This window comes from Bacillus luti (assembly GCF_009739945.1).
In the GTDB taxonomy this organism is placed as follows: Bacteria; Bacillota; Bacilli; order Bacillales; family Bacillaceae_G; genus Bacillus_A; species Bacillus_A luti.
Window position 1 is genome coordinate 4,998,523 of sequence record NZ_CP040336.1, and the last position, 22,070, is coordinate 5,020,592.

Annotated in this window: 21 protein-coding genes and 2 other annotated features; all 21 genes read right to left on the reverse strand. The window is 38.6% G+C overall.

Translation table 11 applies throughout. The features are described from left to right. Positions 1-83: 83 nt before the first annotated feature. The 21 genes from rpoC to disA all read right to left on the reverse strand — a co-directional run bounded on the left by rpoC (position 84) and on the right by disA (position 22,070). Positions 84-3,695, reverse strand: coding sequence for a DNA-directed RNA polymerase subunit beta' (rpoC, locus tag EUC40_RS25280; protein ID WP_000567935.1), 3,612 nt, complete (start codon positions 3,693-3,695; stop codon positions 84-86). 37 nt (positions 3,696-3,732) lie between these two features. Beyond that, entirely contained in the window at positions 3,733-7,266 is a 3,534-nt protein-coding gene (gene rpoB, locus EUC40_RS25285; protein ID WP_149176124.1) for a DNA-directed RNA polymerase subunit beta, read from the reverse strand. A 291-nt stretch (positions 7,267-7,557) separates the two neighbouring features. After that, the gene (locus tag EUC40_RS25290) at positions 7,558-8,157 is read right to left on the reverse strand and encodes a class I SAM-dependent methyltransferase (protein WP_000763285.1); all 600 of its coding nucleotides are present in this window, start codon (positions 8,155-8,157) and stop codon (positions 7,558-7,560) included. A 76-nt stretch (positions 8,158-8,233) separates the two neighbouring features. After that, positions 8,234-8,593, reverse strand: a complete 360-nt coding sequence (gene rplL / locus EUC40_RS25295) for a 50S ribosomal protein L7/L12 (protein WP_000159737.1) — start codon at positions 8,591-8,593, stop codon at positions 8,234-8,236. A 67-nt stretch (positions 8,594-8,660) separates the two neighbouring features. Further along, positions 8,661-9,161, reverse strand: a complete 501-nt coding sequence (gene rplJ / locus EUC40_RS25300; RefSeq protein WP_000048723.1) for a 50S ribosomal protein L10 — start codon at positions 9,159-9,161, stop codon at positions 8,661-8,663. A 39-nt stretch (positions 9,162-9,200) separates the two neighbouring features. Continuing rightward, positions 9,201-9,344: a sequence feature (ribosomal protein L10 leader region), on the reverse strand. A gap of 49 nt (positions 9,345-9,393) precedes the next feature. Continuing rightward, positions 9,394-10,086: a 50S ribosomal protein L1 gene (gene rplA / locus EUC40_RS25305; protein WP_002020168.1), complete on the reverse strand. Its 693-nt coding sequence runs from the start codon at positions 10,084-10,086 to the stop codon at positions 9,394-9,396. Positions 10,087-10,263: 177 nt separating this feature from the next. Further along, entirely contained in the window at positions 10,264-10,689 is a 426-nt protein-coding gene (rplK, locus tag EUC40_RS25310) for a 50S ribosomal protein L11 (protein ID WP_001085872.1), read from the reverse strand. A 166-nt stretch (positions 10,690-10,855) separates the two neighbouring features. After that, positions 10,856-11,389, reverse strand: coding sequence for a transcription termination/antitermination protein NusG (gene nusG, locus EUC40_RS25315; protein WP_000415794.1), 534 nt, complete (start codon positions 11,387-11,389; stop codon positions 10,856-10,858). Positions 11,390-11,520: 131 nt separating this feature from the next. Beyond that, positions 11,521-11,700, reverse strand: coding sequence for a preprotein translocase subunit SecE (gene secE, locus EUC40_RS25320; protein ID WP_001241321.1), 180 nt, complete (start codon positions 11,698-11,700; stop codon positions 11,521-11,523). A 32-nt stretch (positions 11,701-11,732) separates the two neighbouring features. Continuing rightward, positions 11,733-11,879 (reverse strand): 50S ribosomal protein L33, encoded by a 147-nt coding sequence (rpmG, locus tag EUC40_RS25325; protein WP_002070160.1) that lies wholly within the window; start codon positions 11,877-11,879, stop codon positions 11,733-11,735. Positions 11,880-12,009: 130 nt separating this feature from the next. After that, entirely contained in the window at positions 12,010-12,669 is a 660-nt protein-coding gene (locus tag EUC40_RS25330; protein WP_000387198.1) for an RNA polymerase factor sigma-70, read from the reverse strand. A gap of 67 nt (positions 12,670-12,736) precedes the next feature. Next, the gene (locus EUC40_RS25335; RefSeq protein ID WP_000997881.1) at positions 12,737-13,249 is read right to left on the reverse strand and encodes an NYN domain-containing protein; all 513 of its coding nucleotides are present in this window, start codon (positions 13,247-13,249) and stop codon (positions 12,737-12,739) included. A gap of 3 nt (positions 13,250-13,252) precedes the next feature. Next, complete coding sequence (rlmB, locus tag EUC40_RS25340) at positions 13,253-13,996, reverse strand: 23S rRNA (guanosine(2251)-2'-O)-methyltransferase RlmB (RefSeq protein WP_000093767.1); 744 nt, start codon at positions 13,994-13,996, stop codon at positions 13,253-13,255. Next, positions 13,993-14,400 (reverse strand): Mini-ribonuclease 3, encoded by a 408-nt coding sequence (locus EUC40_RS25345; protein WP_000564261.1) that lies wholly within the window; start codon positions 14,398-14,400, stop codon positions 13,993-13,995. Before EUC40_RS25345 ends, rlmB begins: the two co-directional genes overlap by 4 nt. Before the next feature lie 2 nt (positions 14,401-14,402). Then, the gene (gene cysS, locus EUC40_RS25350) at positions 14,403-15,800 is read right to left on the reverse strand and encodes a cysteine--tRNA ligase (protein WP_071711515.1); all 1,398 of its coding nucleotides are present in this window, start codon (positions 15,798-15,800) and stop codon (positions 14,403-14,405) included. Next, positions 15,781-16,446: a serine O-acetyltransferase gene (gene cysE, locus EUC40_RS25355; RefSeq protein WP_000476499.1), complete on the reverse strand. Its 666-nt coding sequence runs from the start codon at positions 16,444-16,446 to the stop codon at positions 15,781-15,783. Before cysE ends, cysS begins: the two co-directional genes overlap by 20 nt. Before the next feature lie 148 nt (positions 16,447-16,594). Beyond that, positions 16,595-16,842 (reverse strand) — a binding site (T-box leader). A gap of 47 nt (positions 16,843-16,889) precedes the next feature. After that, positions 16,890-18,347 (reverse strand): glutamate--tRNA ligase, encoded by a 1,458-nt coding sequence (gene gltX / locus EUC40_RS25360; RefSeq protein WP_071711517.1) that lies wholly within the window; start codon positions 18,345-18,347, stop codon positions 16,890-16,892. 89 nt (positions 18,348-18,436) lie between these two features. Next, positions 18,437-18,913, reverse strand: a complete 477-nt coding sequence (ispF, locus tag EUC40_RS25365; protein ID WP_156576854.1) for a 2-C-methyl-D-erythritol 2,4-cyclodiphosphate synthase — start codon at positions 18,911-18,913, stop codon at positions 18,437-18,439. Positions 18,914-19,029: 116 nt separating this feature from the next. Then, complete coding sequence (ispD, locus tag EUC40_RS25370; RefSeq protein ID WP_156576855.1) at positions 19,030-19,710, reverse strand: 2-C-methyl-D-erythritol 4-phosphate cytidylyltransferase; 681 nt, start codon at positions 19,708-19,710, stop codon at positions 19,030-19,032. Positions 19,711-19,726: 16 nt separating this feature from the next. Then, positions 19,727-20,836, reverse strand: a complete 1,110-nt coding sequence (locus EUC40_RS25375) for a PIN/TRAM domain-containing protein (protein WP_000919690.1) — start codon at positions 20,834-20,836, stop codon at positions 19,727-19,729. A gap of 160 nt (positions 20,837-20,996) precedes the next feature. Next, positions 20,997-22,070 (reverse strand): DNA integrity scanning diadenylate cyclase DisA, encoded by a 1,074-nt coding sequence (gene disA, locus EUC40_RS25380; RefSeq protein WP_000392167.1) that lies wholly within the window; start codon positions 22,068-22,070, stop codon positions 20,997-20,999.

Consider the following 22,070-nt stretch of genomic DNA (forward strand, 5'->3'; position numbering starts at 1 on the left):
CAACCTTGCTTATAGTAACATTTTGACTCATACAATGTCAACTAGGATTAACTGTTTTTATACAAAATTTACGACGGAAAATTTTACTGTTCCACATAAACTTCATCGTTCTCTACATTCATGTCATCTTGTGTTGTTTTTACAAGATCCACTTTGCGATAACGATTCATACCTGTTCCAGCAGGAACAAGTTTACCGATAATAACATTTTCTTTCAATCCTAGAAGTTCATCGCGTTTACCTTTAATTGCTGCATCAGTTAAGACACGAGTTGTTTCTTGGAACGATGCTGCAGATAAGAATGAATCTGTTTCAAGTGAAGCTTTTGTAATACCAAGTAGAACAGGTCTAGCTGTTGCTGGTTGTTTACCTTTCAGTAACACCTTCGCATTCGCATCAGTAAACTGATGGATATCTAGTAACGTTCCTGGTAATACATCTGTTTCACCTGCATCACTTACACGAACTTTACGTAGCATCTGACGTACCATTACTTCTACGTGTTTGTCACCAATTTCTACCCCTTGCATACGGTATACTTTTTGAACTTCACGTAATAAGTATTCTTGTACTGCTGTAATGTCCGTTACTTTTAGTAATTCTTTCGGATCAATAGAACCTTCTGTTAACTCTTTACCGTGGCTAATTGGCTGTCCTAGAGTTACTTTCAGACGAGCACCGTAAGGAATAGCATACGTACGAGCTTCTACTTCACCCTGTACAACTACTTCTTGACGATCTTTAACATCGTTGATCGCTGCGATAACACCGTCGATTTCACTGATAACTGCCTGACCTTTCGGATTACGAGCTTCGAAGATCTCTTGGATACGAGGTAAACCTTGAGTGATATCATCTCCGGCAACCCCACCTGTATGGAACGTACGCATCGTTAACTGTGTACCTGGCTCACCGATAGATTGAGCTGCGATAATACCTACCGCTTCTCCTACTTCTACGTCTGTTCCAGTTGCTAAGTTACGACCGTAACACTTCTTACATACACCATGGCGAGTGTTACACGTAAACGCTGAACGAATGTTTACAGTTTCAACACCCGAATTTTCAACGATATGAGCGATATCTTCAGTAATTAATTGATTTTCACCAACTAATACTTCACCTGTTTCAGGATGTTTTACAGTTTTTCTTGCAAAACGTCCAACAAGACGATCATATAACGACTCAATAACTTCATTACCCTCTTTAATCGCACCGATTAGTAAACCACGATCTGTTCCACAATCATCTTCACGAACGATTACATCTTGTGCAACGTCAACTAGACGACGTGTTAAGTAACCAGAATCGGCAGTTTTAAGTGCTGTATCGGCAAGACCTTTACGCGCACCATGCGTAGAAATGAAGTACTCAAGTACTGTTAAACCTTCACGGAAACTTGATTTGATCGGAAGTTCGATGATACGACCAGATGGATTGGCCATCAGACCACGCATACCAGCAAGCTGAGTAAAGTTCGATGCGTTACCACGGGCACCGGAATCACTCATCATGAAGATCGGGTTGCGTTTATTCAAGGACTTCATCAGTTTTCCTTGGATAACATCTTTTGCATTACTCCAAATAGAGATAACGCGATCGTAACGTTCTTCTTCCGTGATTAAACCGCGACGGAATTGTTTAATTACATTATCTACTTTTGCTTGTGCTTCGTGGAGAATTTCATCTTTTTCACCTAATACAAGAATGTCAGATACCCCAACTGTAATACCAGCTTTTGTAGAGTACTTAAATCCTAAGTTTTTCATACGGTCAAGCATGCGAGACGTTTCTGTAATTTGGAAACGTTTGAACACTTCCGCAATGATGTTACCAAGGATCTTCTTGCTAAATGGTGCCACTTCTTCGCGACTAGCAATAATTTCTTTAATGTTCGCACCTTTTTCAACGAAATATTTCGCTGGTGTTTCTTTTTCAAGGTTTGAGTTTGTTGGCTCATTAATATAAGGGAACGACTCTGGTAAGATTTCGTTGAATATTAATTTACCAACTGTTGTTAATAGAAGCTTACTCTTTTGCTCTTCAGTAAACGTTACATTATTTACTGAGCTTGCAGCAACTGCAACACGTGTGTGCAGATGTACATATCCATTTTGATATGCAAGTATTGCTTCGTTTGCATCTTTGAAGACCATACCTTCACCGATTGCGCCTTCACGCTCAAGTGTTAAGTAGTAGTTACCTAATACCATATCCTGAGATGGAGTAACAACTGGTTTACCGTCTTTCGGGTTCAAGATGTTTTGTGCCGCTAACATAAGAAGACGAGCTTCAGCTTGTGCTTCTGATGATAAAGGTACGTGAACGGCCATTTGGTCACCGTCAAAGTCCGCGTTGTATGCAGTACATACAAGTGGGTGAAGACGGATTGCGCGACCTTCTACTAATGTAGGTTCAAACGCCTGGATACCAAGACGGTGAAGTGTTGGTGCGCGGTTTAGAAGTACCGGATGCTCTTTGATCACAGACTCTAAAACGTCCCAAACTTCAGGTTGTACACGCTCGATTTTACGTTTCGCACTCTTAATGTTGTGTGCTAATCCTTTTTCAACTAACTCTTTCATAACGAAAGGCTTGAACAGTTCAAGCGCCATTTCTTTCGGTAATCCACATTGGTACATCTTTAAGTTCGGTCCTACAACGATTACAGAACGGCCAGAGTAGTCAACACGTTTACCTAATAGGTTTTGACGGAAACGTCCTTGTTTACCTTTAAGCATGTGAGATAGTGATTTTAATGGACGGTTACCTGGTCCAGTTACCGGACGGCCACGACGACCATTATCGATTAATGCGTCTACAGCTTCTTGTAACATACGTTTTTCGTTTTGAACGATGATGCTTGGTGCACCTAAGTCCAATAGACGTTTTAAACGGTTGTTACGGTTAATTACACGACGGTATAAGTCGTTTAAGTCAGAAGTAGCAAAACGTCCACCATCTAACTGTACCATTGGGCGAAGTTCTGGTGGGATAACTGGTAGAACATCTAAGATCATCCAAGATGGTTCATTTCCAGAGTTACGGAATGCTTCTAATACTTCTAGACGTTTAATAGCACGAGTACGGCGTTGTCCTTGTGCTGTTTTTAATTCTTCTTTTAAGAAGTCTACTTCTTTATCTAAATCGATATCTTGTAGTAGTTTTTTAATCGCTTCTGCACCCATAGCAGCTTGGAATGTGCTACCATATCGGTCACGATATGCACGGTATTCTTTTTCAGAAAGTAATTGCTTCTTATCAAGTGGTGTATCTCCACTTTCTGTTACAACATAAGAAGCGAAATAAATTACTTCTTCAAGCGCGCGAGGGGACATGTCTAAGACAAGTCCCATGCGGCTCGGGATACCTTTGAAATACCAAATATGAGATACAGGAGCAGCTAATTCGATATGACCCATACGTTCACGACGAACTTTTGCACGCGTTACTTCAACGCCACATCGATCACAAACTACACCTTTATAACGTACACGTTTGTATTTTCCGCAATGACATTCCCAGTCCTTTTGTGGTCCGAAAATACGCTCACAGAACAAGCCATCTTTTTCAGGCTTTAACGTACGATAGTTAATAGTTTCTGGTTTCTTAACTTCACCGTATGACCAAGAACGAATCTTGTCAGGTGAAGCAAGTCCAATCTTCATATATTCAAAGTTATTTACATCTATCAAGGGGCCTACCTCCCTTTTAGTCTACAGGTTATCCCAATTATTCCTTAGTTGTCTCAACTTCAACATTCAATTTATCTGCTGATTGATGATCATCATCATCTTCCGTATCACGCATTTCAATTTCTGTATCGTCGCTAGACATCATTTTAACGTCCATACCTAAACTTTGAAGCTCTTTAATCAATACTTTGAATGATTCTGGAACTCCTGGTTCTGGAACATTTTCGCCTTTAACAATTGCTTCATACGTCTTAACACGTCCAACAACGTCATCAGACTTCACAGTTAAGATTTCTTGAAGAGTATAAGCAGCACCGTAAGCTTCAAGTGCCCAAACCTCCATCTCACCGAAACGCTGTCCACCGAACTGAGCTTTACCTCCAAGAGGTTGCTGCGTTACAAGTGAGTATGGTCCAGTAGAACGAGCATGAAGTTTATCGTCAACCATGTGCGCAAGTTTGATCATATACATGACACCAACAGATACACGGTTATCGAATGGTTCACCAGTACGTCCGTCATACAGGATTGTTTTCGCGTCATTTGCCATACCAGCTTCTTCAATCGTGCCCCAAACATCTTCCTCACGAGCACCATCGAATACTGGTGTTGCAATGTGAATACCAAGGTATCTTGCTGCCATACCAAGATGAAGCTCTAATACCTGACCGATATTCATACGAGATGGTACCCCTAATGGGTTTAACATGATATCGATTGGCGTACCGTCTGGTAAGTAAGGCATATCTTCTTCTGGTAAAATACGAGAGATAACACCTTTGTTACCGTGACGTCCGGCCATCTTGTCACCTTCAGAAATTTTACGTTTTTGAACGATATATGCACGTACAAGTTGATTCACGCCTGGTGGCAATTCATCGCCATCTTCACGGTTGAATACTTTTACGTCTAAGATAATACCGCCACCACCGTGTGGTACACGTAGTGATGTATCACGTACTTCACGTGCTTTTTCCCCAAAGATAGCGTGTAATAGACGTTCTTCAGCTGTTAATTCTGTTACACCTTTAGGTGTTACTTTACCAACAAGTAAGTCTCCATCTTTTACTTCAGCACCAACGCGAATGATACCGCGCTCGTCAAGGTTGCGCAATGCATCTTCCCCAACGTTTGGAATGTCACGTGTAATTTCTTCTGGTCCAAGCTTCGTATCACGAGCTTCTGACTCATATTCTTCAATATGAATAGAAGTGTACACATCATCTTTTACAAGGCGCTCACTCATAATGATCGCATCCTCGTAGTTATAACCGTCCCAAGTCATGAAGCCAACAAGCACGTTACGTCCAAGTGCTAGTTCACCTAATTCCATAGAAGGACCATCCGCAAGGATTTCACCTTTTACAACTTCATTTCCGACACTTACGATTGGACGTTGGTTGTAGCAAGTTCCTTGGTTAGAACGAATGAATTTTTGCATTTTGTAGCGATCTAAGTCGCCTTTTACTGTTTGACCGTCAACTTCTACATAACGACGTACCCAAACTTCACGTGCTTCTACGCGTTCAACAACACCAGGGTGTTTACAGATTACTGCAGCACCTGAGTCTTTTGCTGATACGTACTCCATACCTGTACCTACAATCGGAGATTCCGGATTCATTAACGGAACCGCCTGACGTTGCATGTTCGCTCCCATAAGTGCGCGGTTAGAGTCATCGTTTTCTAAGAACGGAATACAAGCTGTCGCTGCCGACACTACTTGTTTTGGAGATACATCCATGTAGTCGATGCGTTCTTTATTTGTGACAATGTTTTCACCACGGAAACGAGCTACGATATCTTCACTTAGGAATTCACCTTCATCAGATAATTTCATATTCGCTTGGGCTACAACATAGTTATCTTCTTCATCTGCCGTTAAGTAATCAACCTGCCCTGTTACTAAACCAGTTTCTGGGTCAACACGACGGTATGGTGTTTCAATGAAACCAAACTCATTTACTTTCGCGAACGAAGATAACGAGTTAATCAAACCGATGTTTGGTCCCTCTGGTGTTTCAATCGGACACATACGACCATAGTGAGAGTAATGAACGTCACGCACTTCAAAGCCTGCGCGCTCACGCGTTAAACCACCGGGTCCTAATGCAGATAGTCTTCGTTTGTGAGTTAACTCTGCTAATGGGTTTGTTTGGTCCATGAACTGAGATAACTGAGAACTTCCGAAGAACTCTTTAATAGATGCAATAACAGGACGAATATTAATTAGTGCCTGTGGTGTAATTGCATTTGTATCTTGAATCGACATTCTCTCACGAACAACACGTTCCATACGAGAAAGACCGATACGGAATTGATTTTGTAATAATTCTCCAACAGAACGCAGACGACGGTTTCCTAAGTGGTCAATATCATCTGTATCCCCTACTTTGTATAGTAGGTTGAAGAAGTAACTGATAGAAGCAAGGATATCACCTGGTGTGATGTGTTTGATATCACGAGTAATATTTGCATTACCAATTACATTAATTACGCGTTCGCCTTCTGACTCAGGAGCATAAATCTTAATAGATTGCAGCTCAACATCGCCTTCTACCACTCCACCCATTGGTTTCGCTGTTTTGAATCCAATGTTTTTCTCTAAGTAAGGTAAAATGCGATCAAGTGTACGACGATCTAAGATTGTTCCTTCTGCCGCTAAAATTTCACCAGTTTCTGGATCCACTAATGTTTCAGCTAAACGTTGATTAAACAATCTGTTTTTAATGTGTAACTTTTTGTTGATCTTATAGCGACCTACATTTGCTAAATCGTAGCGCTTTGGATCGAAGAAACGAGACACAAGTAAGCTCTTTGCATTTTCTACTGTTGGTGGTTCACCAGGGCGTAGACGCTCGTAAATTTCAAGCAATGCTTTTTCTGTGCTATCTGTGTTGTCTTTTTCTAATGTGTTGCTTAAGTATTCGTTATCACCTAAAAGCTCGGTGATTTCTTGATCAGAGCCAAACCCTAATGCGCGTAACAAAACAGTTACAGGAAGTTTACGCGTACGGTCAATACGCACATATACAACATCCTTAGCATCTGTCTCATACTCTAACCAAGCTCCGCGGTTTGGAATTACAGTAGCAGTAAAACCACGTTTTCCGTTTTTATCCACTTTGCCACTATAGTATACGCTTGGAGAGCGAACTAACTGGGAAACGATAACACGTTCTGCACCGTTAATTACGAATGTTCCAGTCTCTGTCATGAGTGGGAAATCTCCCATGAACACATCTTGTTCTTTTACTTCACCAGTTTCCTTGTTGATTAGACGCACTTTTACACGAAGTGGTGCTGCATACGTCACATCACGCTCTTTGCATTCGTCTACAGAGTATTTAGGTTCACCTAAGCTGTAGTCGATAAATTCAAGCGATAGATTTCCCGTAAAGTCTTCAATCGGAGAAATGTCTTGGAACATTTCTCGCAAACCCTCATCAAGAAACCACTGATAAGAAGAGGTTTGAATTTCGATAAGATTTGGTAACTCTAATACTTCACTAATACGGGCATAACTTCTTCGTTGGCGGTGGCGTCCGTATTGAACTAGTTGACCTGTCAACTGCTTCACCCCTCAAATCATGAGTATTATAAATGCACAAAAAAATTTGTGCAAAATCACAAATAAATACAACTACTGCTATTCGCGTAGTCTTTTTCTCTTAAAGATAAATACGTTGAGTCTTTCTACCTGCTCAAAAAAGAAAAATGGCTTCTATAAGAAAACCATCATTCTGTTTCATAATCTGCTGATTTTACTATCTTTTCCAAGAGAAACAAAAATATACATCTTTCTCAACGCAGAAAATCATATATTGGCATTGTATAATGTTAACATAGCCAAAAATAACCGTCAACGTTTTTTTGATTTTATGATATAATATCCTTTTTTCTTTTCTACAACTTCAACTTCAGAAAACACTTCTTCTAGTTTCTTCAGTGCAGATGGTGCACCTTGCTTCTTTTGAATAACAATCCACAGTTCTCCACCTGGAACTAAATACTCCACAGCTTTTTCTAAAATCTCGTGCACGATGTCTTTCCCTGCACGAATTGGAGGATTAGATAGAATAGCAGCGTACTTGCCATCTACATTTTCATAGACGCTACTTTGAAAAATACGTATATTCTCGATTCTGTTATTAGCGGCGTTTTCTTTCGCAAGCCCAAGCGCTCTTTCATTCACATCCACCATGTGAACGTTACAGCCTTGAAACTCTTTCGCTAACGACAAACCAATAGGACCGTATCCGCAACCTACGTCTAATATATCACCTTTAATATCCGGCATTTGAAACGCTTCAATTAAAAGACGAGAACCAAAGTCCACCTCGTTTTTCGAAAACACCCCATGGTCAGATAAAAAAGTAAATCGAGATCCACGAAGGGTAAATTCCCATCGTTTACGATCACTTTTACTAGAAGGGTCGTTAGAAAAATAATGGTCTGCCATATGGCCACCTCTTTTCTTTACAGTTAAAAAAAAAGCTCGCATGAGAGCGAGCTTTTTTTAAAGCATCAAAAGTTAATTACTTAACTTCTACAGCAGCGCCAACTTCTTCAAGTTTAGCTTTCATTTCTTCAGCTTCCTCTTTAGAAACGCCTTCTTTGATTGCTTTTGGAGTGTTGTCAACTAATTCTTTAGCTTCTTTTAAGCCAAGACCAGTGATTTCACGTACAGCTTTGATAACTTTGATTTTTTGAGCGCCAGCACTTGCAAGTACTACGTCAAATTCAGTTTTCTCAGCAGCAGCTTCACCAGCGCCACCAGCTACAGCTACAGGAGCAGCAGCAGTTACGCCGAATTCTTCCTCGATAGCTTTTACTAAGTCGTTAAGTTCTAATACAGTCATAGATTTAACTGCTTCAATGATTTGTTCTTTAGTCATTGTAAATATCCTCCCTTAAATAGGTTTGTATTGTTTTATAGATAACAAGTAATTATCTTTTAAAAAATTAAGCGCCTTGCTCTTCCTTTTGATCTGCAACTGCTTTAGTAGCAAGTGCAAGGTTACGGATTGGAGCTTGAAGAACGCTAAGAAGCATAGAAAGTAAGCCTTCACGTGATGGAAGAGTAGCGATAGCTTTAACCTCATCAAGTGTTACAAGTTTACCTTCGATTACACCAGCTTTAATTTCTAAAGCTTCATGTTTTGTAGCGAAGTCGTTTAATACTTTCGCAGGAGCAACTACATCCTCGTTACTGAACGCGATTGCGTTTGGTCCTGTTAAGAATTCGTTTAACTCAGCCATTTCAGCAGACTCTGCAGCACGACGAGTTAAAGAGTTTTTGTAAACTTTGAACTCAACGCCAGCTTCACGTAAGTTTTTACGTAATTCTGTTACTTCAGAAACTGTTAAACCACGGTAGTCAACAACGATTGTAGATTTACTTTCGCGAAGTTTTTCAGCGATTTCAGTTACAACTTGTTGTTTAGTTTCGATTACTTTGCTCATGTTATTACACCTCCTGTAGATTATATAGAAGATGTACCGAAAGTGCACTAAAAACCTCCATGCCCAACTTGTAGACATGGAGGCATATAGTCACAGAAAAAAATTCCGTTTCGTATATTAACACCTAGGTAGGAAATTAAGTCTATTGACACCTACTGTCTACGGTACACTAATTAAATTCACAACATAAATGATTATATAAAAACTTCTTTATGAAGTCAACTTCCAAAATTTACGCTAATGTAGAAACGTCTACACGTACGCCAGGTCCCATTGTAGAAGCAACTGTTACGTTCTTCATGTAAGTACCTTTTGCAGCAGCTGGCTTAACTTTTTGTAAAGTGTCAGCAATTGTTCTGAAGTTTTCTACTAATTTAGCATCTTCGAAAGATACTTTACCGATTGGAACGTGGATGTTACCAGCTTTATCAACGCGGTATTCAACTTTACCAGCTTTGATTTCGTTAACAGCTTTAGTTACATCGAAAGTAACTGTTCCAGTTTTAGGGTTTGGCATTAAACCTTTAGGTCCTAATACGCGACCAAGTTTACCAACTTCACCCATCATGTCAGGAGTTGCTACTACTACATCGAAATCGAACCAACCTTGTTGGATTTTACCGATGTAATCAGCATCGCCTACGAAGTCAGCTCCAGCAGCTTCAGCTTCTTTAGCTTTTTCGCCTTTAGCGAATACTAATACACGTTGTACTTTACCAGTACCGTGTGGAAGAACAACTGCACCACGGATTTGTTGGTCAGCTTTCTTAGGGTCAACACCTAAACGGAATGCAGCTTCTACAGTTGCATCAAATTTAGCTGTGTTTGTTTTCTTTACTAATTCTACTGCTTCTGTTGCAGAGTAAGCAGCTGCACGATCAACAAGCTTCGCAGCTTCTACGTACTTTTTACCTCTTTTAGCCATTTTTATTTCCTCCTCGAATGTGGTTTTAGCGGAATAACCTCCCACGTTTACGCTTATTTTCAGGTATAACCTGAGGATGCGCGCCATCCATTTATTTAAAAACGATAATCATTTACGATAATAAAGGTTGCGAATTGGAATTCCAGACCCGCAACCTTTTTTTAAAAACAAATCGAATTAGTCTTCGATAACGATGCCCATACTGCGTGCAGTACCTTCAACCATACGCATTGCAGCTTCTACGCTAGCAGCGTTTAGGTCAGGCATTTTAGTTTCAGCGATTTCGCGTACTTTATCACGCTTAACAGTTGCCACTTTATTACGGTTTGGTTCACCAGAACCAGACTCAATACCAGCTACTTTCTTAAGAAGAACAGCAGCAGGAGGAGTTTTAGTAATGAAAGTGAATGAACGGTCCTCAAATACCGTAATTTCAACAGGGATGATAAGACCAGCTTGATCTGCTGTACGAGCGTTGAACTCTTTACAGAAGCCCATGATGTTAACACCTGCTTGTCCTAATGCTGGACCAACTGGTGGAGCTGGGTTAGCTTTACCTGCAGGAATTTGAAGCTTTACCATTTTAATTACCTTTTTAGCCACGAGACACACCTCCTTAAGTCCGTGATGTGGTCAATTGGACAGTGATTTGCCCTCCCACGTCATATTTTATCGTAGTGATAAAATCTTTCAAAAAACGTCTCCGATAACGAAGACGTACTGACTTAAAAGATATTATCACTTTTTACAATTCATTTCAAGTTTCATTTTATAATTTTTCAATTTGATGGAAGTCAAGTTCAACTGGAGTCTCGCGACCAAACATGTCCACAAGCACGCTAACCTTCTTCTTCTCCACATCAATTTCTTCAATAGCACCTGTATAATCTGCGAATGGTCCCTCATTTACACGTACTGTCTCATGAAGTTCAAAGTCGAAATCAACCACTTCGTTGTCCATTCCCATATGCTTCATAATGGTAACAACTTCCTCTTCTAATAGAGGTGATGGTTTAGAACCAGAACCAGAAGAACCAACGAACCCAGTTACACCCGGCGTGTTACGTACAACATACCAAGAGTCATCAGTCATGATTAGTTCTACTAATACATAACCTGGGAACACTTTTCTTTTCATTAATTTTTCTTTACCGTTTTTCATTTCTACTTCTACTTCTTCCGGGACAACAACACGGAAAATTTTATCTTGCATACCCATTGATTCTACACGTTTCTCTAGGTTTGCTTTTACTTTATTTTCATATCCAGAATAAGTATGGACAACATACCAACTTTTTTCCATTCATTTAGGACGAGCGTCCTTCCCTCCCTGACGTACATTTTTTTGCGCAAATGAAAAAACCCGTTCACCGGGCTTTTACACAGTTCTTATAAATAACATTATATCATGGATAAGTGCTTCTTATTCAAGAATTAACCAAGAATTAACCGAATTAAAGAAGAAATGCCCATATCAACTACTGCGAAGAAAATCGCAAAGAAGACAACTGTAGCAATAACTGTCGCTGTTGAGCGGAGTAATTCATCTTTTTTAGGCCAACTTACTTTTTTCATTTCGCGACCTACATCGCCGAAAAAGTTCGTTAAACGCATCTACGGGACCTCCAATTTAGTATTTCAATTATTTATTTTGTTTCCTTGTGAACTGTATGCTGATTGCATGTTTTACAAAACTTCTTTATCTCAAGTCGCTCTACTGAGCTCGTATCTTTCATCGTAGAGTAGTTTCGATTTTTACACTCTTCACATGAGAGTACAACTTTTTTCCTCATTAGTTACACCAACCTTGTAACATTATGTCCCTAAAAATGTATCATACAACAAAAGACAATGTCAATGTCATGACTCTTACTCTCTTTACAAAAAGAAAACAGGTGAATTACTTTACACCTGCGATACTTGTTATGAATTTAAGGTTGTACTCTCTCTCATCTCCATATACCTTTCCAATTTCCTTTTCACACGCTGTAACGCATTATCAATAGATTTCACATGCCTGTTTAACTGTTCTGAAATCTCTTGATAGGAACGACCATCTAAGTATAGAGATAGTACCTTTCTTTCTAAATCGCTTAATAATTCAGATATTTTTGATTCTATGTCTGTATATTCTTCCTGACTTATAATCATTTCCTCAGGATCAGTTACTTTTGCTTCCGAAATAACGTCTAATAATGTTCGATCAGATTCCTCATCATAAATCGGTTTATCTAAAGATACATATGAATTTAATGGAATATGTTTTTGCCTGGTTGCTGTTTTAATAGCGGTAATAATTTGTCGAGTGATACACAGTTCAGCAAATGCTTTGAATGAAGACAGCTTGTCCTCTTTATAATCACGAATTGCTTTAAACAACCCAATCATACCTTCTTGAACAATATCTTCTCGATCGGCACCCACCAAGAAATAAGATCTTGATTTCGCGCGAACAAAGTTCTTATATTTGTGAATCAAATATTCTAGAGCGTCAGTATTACCTTTTCGAACTAACTCAACGATTGCCTCATCCTCTAAATCACGAAATGTAACGTCGCCTACACTTACGAAGCCTGCTTCCACCTTGATCCCTCCGACCGCTATTTATTTAGCAATATTATACAGTAAAAAGATAAAGAGCGTCAATGCTTCAACGCTCTCCTCTTCTTAATTTTTCTAATTTTTCTGTAATATCTTTACTAAATATCTTCCGCATGGCGGGTTGCTTTTCTTTCGTGTCTTTTGTACGTCTTCTCACTTGTTGTTCCATCGCTTGTACTTCCAACTCGAGTTCACGTGCAGATTTCCGAAGAGCACCTTGTGCAAATATAACCCACTGCTCCGTATAATCAGAAGTCGCAACATATATTTGTGTATTTATATTTCTAAGTTCAATCGCAAGTTGCTCTATCTTTTCATCCGCAGTCTGATTCTTTCTCGTGAATATTACTTCCACACGCGATTGTTTCATCTTTTTTTCAATACCATGAACTGTATAGGCATCAAAGACTATCATTACCTTTGTGCCTGTATAACCTTGATAATCCGCCATCTTATCAATGAGTGCATCTCTTGATGATTGCAAATCTACATCCCGCAGTTTCTTCAAATCTCCCCAAGCTCCGATAATGTTGTAGCCATCAACGATCAGAATATCGTTCATTTTTTATTTACCAATTTCGTGACGTTTACGATATACCTCATACATTAACAGACTTGCGGCTACTGAAGCATTTAAGGATGTAACTTTTCCAACCATTGGCAAAGTGATCAGGAAATCACACTTTTCACCAATAATACGACTCATACCTTTTCCTTCACTTCCAATTACTAATCCAATTGGCATATTCCCATCTAAATTACGATAATCCGTTTTCCCTTTGGCATCTGTACCAGCAATCCAAAGTCCACGTTCTTTTAATTCATCAATTGTACGAGATAAATTTGTCACGCGCGCAACAGGAATGTATTCAATTGCCCCAGTCGATGCTTTTGCAACTGATGCAGTAAGTCCTACAGCTCTTCTTTTCGGAATAATAATCCCATGAGCTCCTGTTGCATCAGCAGTACGCATAATAGAACCTAGGTTATGCGGATCTTCAATTTCATCTAAGATTAAGAAGAATGGATCTTCATTACGCTTCTCTGCTACCTTAAATAAATCTTCTAACTCAGCATATTGATATGCAGCTACTTGAGCAATTACACCTTGATGATTACCCTCAACTAATTGATCTAACTTCTTCTTTGGTGCATGTTGTAAAATAATTTTATTCTCTTTCGCTAATGCCAGTACAATTTGCACCTGACCTTTGGCAGCACCTTCTGCGACCCAAATTTTATTAATATCTCTCCCTGATCGTAACGCCTCAATTACAGGGTTACGTCCGATAATATATTCACTACTCATGATGATGTGCCCCCTTCCTTTTCTTCTAAAACAGCAATTGCTTTATATACAATTTCATCTAATCTTTCACGATTATTTAACAAGTGATGATAACCAATTAGGGCTTCAAAGGCTGTACTATGTCGGTATGTTTGTACATCCGTATTCTTTGGAACAGTGCCGGAATTTGCATTACGCCCTCTTCTTAATACTGCCTCTTCTTCCTCTGTCAAAAATGCGGTCTCTAATAAATGATAAACAACTTTCGCCTGTGCTTTTGCCGAAACAAAGCTCGTCCCTAATCGATGTAATTGATTAGGGCGGACTTTTCCTTTTTGAAGGAGGTGATAGCGGATATATTGTTCATATACCGCATCACCCATATATGCTAACGCTAAGCTGTTTAATTGCTTTGCATCAATCATTCTTATCCTCTTTTCCATCTTGTACCTTGAGCGGTATCTTCTAAAATAATATTACGTTCTTTTAAATCATCGCGAATTTGATCCGATAATGCGAAATCACGATTTTTACGAGCTTCAATACGCTTTTGGATAAGTGCCTCGATTTCTTCATCAAGCAATTCTTCTTGTGCTAATTCTAATCCTAAAATATCAAATAATGTTTCAAGTTGTTTTACATATGCCTCAATCACAACTTTAGAAGTATGTTCTTCCAGTAAATATTGATTCGCGTGATTTGCTACATTATATAATTCAGTAATCGCATTAGCCGTGTTGAAATCATCATCCATCGCTTCTTCGAATGCAGCTTGGAACTTTTCCATTTCAGCTAGCCATTTCTCATTATGATCTGTTAAATCTGTGCTACTTTCCATACGATGCTTCAAGTTACCGTAAGCTGTTTTAATTCTTTCTAGCCCGTTATTTGTGCTTTGTAATAACTCTTCACTGAAGTTAATTGGATGACGGTAATGCACTGACAACATAAAGAATCTAATTAACTGCGGGTCATATTGCTTAATAATATCGTGAACTAAAATGAAGTTTCCAAGCGACTTAGACATCTTCTCATTATTAATATTAATATATCCATTATGCATCCAGTAACGTGCAAATGTTTTTCCTGTTAATGCCTCTGACTGTGCAATTTCATTTTCATGATGAGGAAATGCTAAATCTTGACCACCAGCATGAATATCAATTGTATCCCCTAAGTACTTACGTGCCATCGCTGAGCATTCAATATGCCAGCCTGGACGTCCTTTACCCCAAGGGCTTTCCCAGAAGATTTCTCCCTCTTTCGCAGCTTTCCATAAAGCAAAATCAAGAGGATCTTGTTTCTTTTCTCCTACTTCAATACGCGCACCGTGACGTAAATCTGCAATTGGTTGATGCGATAATTTACCGTAGCCTTCGAATTCTTTCGTTCTAAAATACACATCGCCTTCTGATTCATATGCGTACCCTTTATTCACAAGTTCTTGAATAAATTCAATGATAATATCCATATTTTCTGTTACACGCGGATGAACCGTTGCATGTTTGCAACCTAACGCTGTTACATCTTCAAAGTAAGCTTCTACAAAGCGATCTGCAATTGTCGGCACATCTTCGCCTAATTCATTTGCCGCCTTAATTAATTTATCATCTACGTCAGTAAAGTTAGATACATACTGTACATCATACCCTTTATATTCTAAATAACGACGTACTGTATCAAACACCATAGGTGGTCTTGCATTCCCAATGTGAATGTAGTTATATACTGTAGGTCCGCACACATACATCTTTACCTTATTTTCTTCTAATGGAATAAACTCTTCCTTTTGACGTGTTAACGTATTATAAATGTGAATAGTCATTTTTATCCTTCCTTTCTACCTTTACTTCAAGTTGCTTTTTCAATTTATCAAGTTCTGCTTCCATAACTTTTAATTTATCAAAAATTGGGTCTGGAAGATCAGAATGATTTAATTCTTGACCAATCTTCACTCCATTTTGAATAACGACTCGGCCAGGTATACCTACAACTGTAGAATGCGCAGGAACTTCTTTTAATACGACAGATCCTGCTCCAATTTTAGAATTCTCTCCAACTGTAATAGAACCTAGTACTTTAGCACCTGTTGCAATTAACACATTATCTTGAATCGTAGGGTGCCTCTTTCCCTTTTCTTTACCTGTACCACCTAATGTAACTCCTTGATAAATTGTTACATTATCACCAATTTCGCACGTTTCTCCAATTACAACCCCCATTCCATGGTCGATGAAAAAACGACGACCAATAGTTGCCCCTGGATGAATCTCAATGCCAGTAAAGAAACGACTAACTTGCGAGATCCAACGTGCAATAAAGAAGAAATTCTTTTTATAAAAAGCATGTGCAATTCGATGAGCCCAAACTGCATGTAATCCAGAGTAAGTCAAAATAACTTCGAAATAACTTCGTGCCGCTGGATCCTGTTCAAAAACGACTTCAATATCTTCCCGAAGCCTCTTAAACATTGATGTTCCCTCCCCTTTATGGGCTGCTTTTTCGAGCGAACTAACTTCCTTTAACTCCCCACTTATCCCCCTAAATCTCTATACGAGGAGATAAACTTTATACTCATATCCATTTATATGGTATAAAAAAAGACGCCTCTGTCATATTGACAGAGACGCCTTTTAAGCGCGGTTCCACTCTGTTTAGGCTAAAGAAAGCCTCAAACTCTTCCATGATAACGGTTTACACCGCTTCTGTTTACTTTGCCGCCCAAAGACGTTCCGCGAAATACTTCGCTGTTCAACAGAAGACTCGAAGGGGCATTTCAAAAATCCGCTTATAAACCACTCCCAGCCTAAAGGTGGTTCTCTCTGTAAAAAGCCTGATCTTCTACTTCTCCTTCTCGTCGCTTTTCCTTATTAGGTTTTAAGTATACTTATTATATTTCTAAACCTAGAAAATGTTAACCAATTACTTTCTGAATACGATTTAAAACTTTTTCTTTTCCAAGAAGAGCAATCGCATTAGGCAGTTCTGGACCATGTGTTTGTCCAGTAGTCGCAACACGGATTGGCATAAATAAATTTTTACCTTTATGTCCTGTTTCCTTTTGAACCGCTTTAATAGCTGCCTTAACTGCTGCTGGTTCCATTGCTTCTAGAGCTTCTACTTGACCCGCAAATGCACGAAGTACTTCTGGTACTTGCTCACCATTTAATACTTCTTGTCCTTCTTCTTCGTGATCAACGTGATCTTTAAAGAACATTTCAGAAAGCTCTACAATTTCAGCTCCAAAGCTCATTTGGTCATGATATAAAGCAATAACATCACGAACCCAAGCCTGTTCCTGTTCGCTTAAGTTTTCACCCACGCGACCTGCTTTCACTAAATGCGGTAAGCTTAGTTCAACAACCGTATCTAAATCTTGTTTTTTCATATATTGGTTGTTCATCCATTTTAGTTTTTGAGAATCAAATAATGCAGGCGATTTTGATAAACGAGCTGCATCAAACATTTTGATAAACTCATCTTGAGAGAAGATTTCTTCTTCTCCTACTGGCGACCAACCTAGTAATGCAATAAAGTTAAAGATTGCTTCCGGAAGATATCCAAGCTCTTTATATTGCTCAATAAATTGAATAATAGATTCATCACGTTTACTTAACTTTTTACGGCTTTCATTTACAATTAAAGTCATATGACCAAATTGCGGGATATCCCAACCGAAAGCTTCATAAATCATCATTTGTTTTGGCGTGTTTGAAATATGGTCATCACCACGAAGTACATGTGTAATCTCCATTAAGTGATCATCCACTGCTACCGCAAAGTTATAAGTTGGAATTCCATCTTTTTTCACGATAACAAAATCGCCAAAATCATTCGAATGGAATGCAACTTCGTCTTTTACGATATCTTTAAATGTGTAATCACGATCTGCTGGTACACGAAAACGAATACTTGGAATACGTCCCTCAGCTTCAAATTCCTTAACTTGTTCTTCAGTTAAATCACGGTGGTTACCAGCGTAACGAGGTGTCTCACCACGAGCAATTTGCCCTTCACGCTCTGCTTCTAGCTCTTCTTCTGTCATATAACATTTGTAAGCTAAACCACGCTCTAATAAATCTAGATATAATTTTTTATAAATATCTAAACGCTCTGTTTGACGATATGGTCCAAATTCACCACCAACATCAACACCTTCATCCCAGTCCATACCGAGCCATTTCAAGTATTTTAATTGGCTTTCTTCTCCACCTGCAACATTACGTTTTACATCAGTATCTTCAATACGAATAATAAACTTACCATCTTGATGACGAGCAAATAAATAATTAAATAATGCCGTACGCGCATTTCCGATATGTAAGTGTCCTGTTGGACTTGGCGCATAGCGCACTCTCACTTGCTTTTCCATAATTGGTACACCTTCCATTCTTAATGTCAACACATTCTATAATTGTACACCAAAAAAATGTGATTATCCATCTTACGAATTAAAAACCATTATTTTTTCTGTAATAAAACAACTGCTTGAGAAGCAATTCCTTCTTCCCTACCTGTAAATCCTAACTTTTCTGTTGTTGTTGCCTTTACATTGATAGTATCAATAGACGTTTCTAATAGTTCACTAATACGTTTACGCATACTTTCAATATGTGGTGCCATTTTTGGTCTTTGAGCAATAATTGTACAATCTAAATTCCCTAATTCATAACCTTGTTCACGCACAAATTCCCAAACCTTTTGCAGTAATACAGCTGAATCAGCATCCTTAAACGCTGGGTCTGTATCAGGAAAATGCTTTCCAATATCGCCTGCTGCAATTGCACCTAAACATGCGTCCGCAATCGTATGTAATAATACATCCGCATCCGAATGACCAATTAATCCTTTTTCGTAAGGGATTGTAATTCCGCCAATAATTAACGGTCTTCCTTCCGCGAATTCATGTACATCAAAACCTTGTCCAATTCGAAACATTTTTATATCCTCCTCAAGCTAAACTACTGAGCTTTATGACTCTATATTATATCGCTATCCTTATAAAGAAAAGCCCGGCTTTTGCCGAGCTTTTCTTTGTTATCATACCATCACGGCTATTTCTTCTGAGCATGAAGGAAACTTTCAGCAATTAGTAAATCCTCTGGAGTCGTCACTTTAATATTATAGTAACTCCCCTCTACTACACCAACTGGCTTCCCAATACGCTCTACAAGACTTGCATCATCTGTACCAAGATAGCAACTCTGTTTCGCGCTTCTATGAGCTTCTAGTAACAAGGGAACAGAGAATCCTTGTGGTGTTTGTACAGCTTTAAGCTGAGATCTTTCTACCGTTTCAACAACAACACCCTGCTCTACCTTCTTAACGGTATCTTTCACTGATACCGCACAAATGGAAGCCCCATATTTTTCTGTTGCTGTTAATACATCTTGAATCACTTTGTTCGTTACGAACGGGCGCGCACCGTCATGCACAAGAACATACTCAACATCACTTGTATGCTGAATCGCGTTATATACACTATCTTGTCTTTCTGCTCCACCCTTAATAAATTGTACTGGCTTTTCAACCGGATACTTCTGCATTAGCTCTTCAAAATACGGGCGTTCTTCTTCATTAATTGCCATAACAATACTTTTACACGCCTTATCTTTTTCAAAAGCACGTAATGTATGCACAATAATTGGTACTTCATTTATAAGTAAGAACAACTTATTTTTGCCGGCACCCATCCGCTTTCCTTGACCAGCTGCTGGAATAATTAATGTATACATATTAATAATCCTCTACTTATAATGCTTTTTCTAATAATTTACGTTTAGCGAAAATCATACGCCCTGCCGATGTTTGTAACACACTAGTAACAAGTACATCGAGCTGTGAACCTACAAATTCTCTACCATCTTCTACTACAATCATTGTGCCATCATCTAAATATGCAACACCTTGATTTTGTTCTTTTCCGTCTTTTACAACATAAACACTTAGTTCTTCACCTGGGAGTACAACTGGTTTAATCGCATTAGCTAAATCATTAATGTTTAACACCGTTACCCCTTGTAATTCAGACACTTTGTTTAAGTTGAAATCATTCGTTACCACAGTTCCACCAGTGATTTTCGCCAACTTTACAAGTTTGCTATCCACTTCTTGAATATCCTCAAAATCACCTTCATAAATTTCTACCGGAATCGGCATCTCTTTTTGAATACGATTTAAAATATCTAAACCTCTGCGACCACGATTACGCTTTAACGCATCGGAAGAGTCGGCAATATGCTGTAATTCTTCTAATACGAATTGTGGAATCACAATGGTTCCTTCTAAAAACTTTGTTTGACAAATATCAGCAATACGTCCATCAATAATTACACTCGTATCAAGAATCTTCCAATGAGTTGTAGATTTTTCTACCTCTCCCTCGGCCTCTTCGCTCTCACTATTGTTCTTCTTCTTACCTCCGCGTTGGGGCAATGTAAATAAACCTAATAATTCATTTCTCTTTTTAAACCCTACTTGGAATCCTAAATAACCAAGTAAAAGAGTAAAGAATACTTGTAATACCGTGCTAATAACTGGAATCGTAAATTCACGAATTGGTATCAAAATTAAATATGCAACAATAAGACCAGAAATTAACCCTAGAGTACCGAATAAAACATCCGCTACAGGTGCCTTTACAAGTGCTTCCTCAATATGCTTAATAAGTTGAACAATGTAATCTACAAGCCAAAATGTTGTTAAAAATAAAATAATTGCACCAATAATTGCACGAACATACGATCCTTCTAACCAGGGAACCGCACCGATATCCATTACATTAATAACTTTTGGGATTAAGTAAATCCCTAACGCTCCTCCGATTACTAAAAAGAAGAGCTGTACGATCCGTTTTAACATCCAACCACCTCCTACTCATTATTAACCATTGTTTCGCTAATCAAAACGCCGAATGCAAAAGCGGACGTGTTTTTTTATAAATAGTTTTATTTACCAATATACCATATCATATACCAAAAATGCTCTAGTGTCGTTATATTATAGAATCAATGTAATATTCTTAATTGTGTCTACTCATATAGAGATGCTCTTGAATTCTTTTTAGGCCTTCTCGTATTTTCTTCGCCCTGACTTCTCCAATTCCTTCCACATCATCCAATTCATTGATAGTTGCACGACAAACACCTTGCAGCGTTTTAAATCGGTTAATTAAATTTTCGATGATAAGTGGCGGAACGCGCGAAATTTTACTTGTGATTCGGTATCCTCTCGGTGTTACACTTTCTTCTAAACTCGTTTGTCCTGGGTAGCCAAGTAATTTAACTAAATCGCTATCCTCTAGAAGTTGTGTATTCGCAAGATCTTGTAACTTTTTCAAAATTTGATGATGATCTTGTGTTTTTTCTTGATAATAATCTTTAATTAATAACGCTGCCTCTGCCTCTAAATCGGCTAGTAATTCTGTAAGTTGTAAACGAATTAACCTGCCTTCTGTTCCTAGTTCATGAATATAGCTCAATATTTCATTCTTAATACGCAACACCATTTCAACACTATGTAAAACATGAACCACCTCGGACATTGTAACGACCTCTTCAAATTCTAGAATGCCCAAATTCGTAATACCATCATTCCATACAGCCTTATATTTTTCTAACGTTTGAATAGCTTGATTTGCCTTTGTTAAAATAACCCCTATATCCTTTAGTGTATAACGTAAATTCCCTTGATATAGTGTAATTACGTTACGTCTTTGTGAAATAGCCACAACAAGGCTACCCGTCTGTTTTGCTACACGCTCTGCCGTTCGGTGACGCATACCTGTTTCAATAGAATCAATAGATGACTCTGGAACTAGTTGTGCATTCGCAATTAAAATTTTGCTTCCAGTTTCATTTAAAATAAGTGCCCCATCCATTTTTGCTAATTCATATAAACTAGCAGGAGAGAATGCACAATTAATATGAAAACCTCCATCAACAATGCTTTTAATCTGCTCATTATATCCAAGAACAATTAATCCCCCCGTTTGTGCACGAAGTACATTATCTATCCCTTCGCGCAGTGGTGTTCCTGGGGCCACGAGCTGTAAAATATTAATCATACTTTTGACACGTTGCTTATTTTCTTCCAT

Excerpts from the sequence above, each read along its gene's own strand:
- EUC40_RS25290 (WP_000763285.1), bottom strand. The coding sequence starts at position 8,157 with ATGGCAGACCATTATTTTTCTAACGACCCTTCTAGTAAAAGTGATCGT.
- rplL (WP_000159737.1), bottom strand. The coding sequence starts at position 8,593 with ATGACTAAAGAACAAATCATTGAAGCAGTTAAATCTATGACTGTATTA.
- rplJ (WP_000048723.1), bottom strand. The coding sequence starts at position 9,161 with ATGAGCAAAGTAATCGAAACTAAACAACAAGTTGTAACTGAAATCGCT.
- rplA (WP_002020168.1), bottom strand. The coding sequence starts at position 10,086 with ATGGCTAAAAGAGGTAAAAAGTACGTAGAAGCTGCGAAGCTTGTTGAT.
- nusG (WP_000415794.1), bottom strand. The coding sequence starts at position 11,389 with ATGGAAAAAAGTTGGTATGTTGTCCATACTTATTCTGGATATGAAAAT.
- secE (WP_001241321.1), bottom strand. The coding sequence starts at position 11,700 with ATGCGTTTAACGAACTTTTTCGGCGATGTAGGTCGCGAAATGAAAAAA.
- rpmG (WP_002070160.1), bottom strand. The coding sequence starts at position 11,879 with ATGAGGAAAAAAGTTGTACTCTCATGTGAAGAGTGTAAAAATCGAAAC.
- EUC40_RS25335 (WP_000997881.1), bottom strand. The coding sequence starts at position 13,249 with ATGAACGATATTCTGATCGTTGATGGCTACAACATTATCGGAGCTTGG.
- rlmB (WP_000093767.1), bottom strand. The coding sequence starts at position 13,996 with ATGAGTAGTGAATATATTATCGGACGTAACCCTGTAATTGAGGCGTTA.
- EUC40_RS25345 (WP_000564261.1), bottom strand. The coding sequence starts at position 14,400 with ATGATTGATGCAAAGCAATTAAACAGCTTAGCGTTAGCATATATGGGT.
- cysS (WP_071711515.1), bottom strand. The coding sequence starts at position 15,800 with ATGACTATTCACATTTATAATACGTTAACACGTCAAAAGGAAGAGTTT.
- cysE (WP_000476499.1), bottom strand. The coding sequence starts at position 16,446 with ATGTTTAAGAGGCTTCGGGAAGATATTGAAGTCGTTTTTGAACAGGAT.
- gltX (WP_071711517.1), bottom strand. The coding sequence starts at position 18,347 with ATGGAAAAGCAAGTGAGAGTGCGCTATGCGCCAAGTCCAACAGGACAC.
- ispF (WP_156576854.1), bottom strand. The coding sequence starts at position 18,913 with ATGTTTCGAATTGGACAAGGTTTTGATGTACATGAATTCGCGGAAGGA.
- ispD (WP_156576855.1), bottom strand. The coding sequence starts at position 19,710 with ATGTATACATTAATTATTCCAGCAGCTGGTCAAGGAAAGCGGATGGGT.
- EUC40_RS25375 (WP_000919690.1), bottom strand. The coding sequence starts at position 20,836 with ATGTTAAAACGGATCGTACAGCTCTTCTTTTTAGTAATCGGAGGAGCG.
- disA (WP_000392167.1), bottom strand. The coding sequence starts at position 22,070 with ATGGAAGAAAATAAGCAACGTGTCAAAAGTATGATTAATATTTTACAG.